At 69.6% G+C, this 289-nt stretch carries 1 protein-coding gene; it reads left to right on the top strand.

The features are described from left to right. Positions 1–289 (top strand): hypothetical protein (locus tag NE591_RS15370; RefSeq protein ID WP_256157116.1); only part of this gene is annotated, 289 nt, incomplete at both ends.

Genomic DNA, 289 nt, shown 5'->3' with positions numbered 1-289 from the left:
GCACGGCATTCCACCGCCTGGCCCAGCAGGCCATCGAGCTGAGCGAGCGCGGGGCGCTCTTCTGCCCGGGCGAGGCGGCCAACGAGGCCCAAATTCAGAAAGAGAGCCTTTCGGCCGGTCAGCAGGAACGGCTGTACAGGGCGCTGACCCGCTGGCTCGGAAGCGACGAGGCCGTCCGTTTCGCCTCCTCTGAGCACCGCCGCGCCGAGGTGCCCTTTACCGTGGCCTTGGGCGGCTTCTTCCTGGAAGGCGAGATCGACGGCCTCGCCGTCGCCGTTGTCGGCGAGGC

The organism is Adlercreutzia sp. DFI.6.23, from assembly GCF_024462535.1.
In the GTDB taxonomy this organism is placed as follows: domain Bacteria; phylum Actinomycetota; class Coriobacteriia; order Coriobacteriales; family Eggerthellaceae; genus Adlercreutzia; species Adlercreutzia rubneri.
Note: the sequence above shows the minus strand (reverse complement) of the source record. Positions and strands in the feature narration are given on the sequence as shown.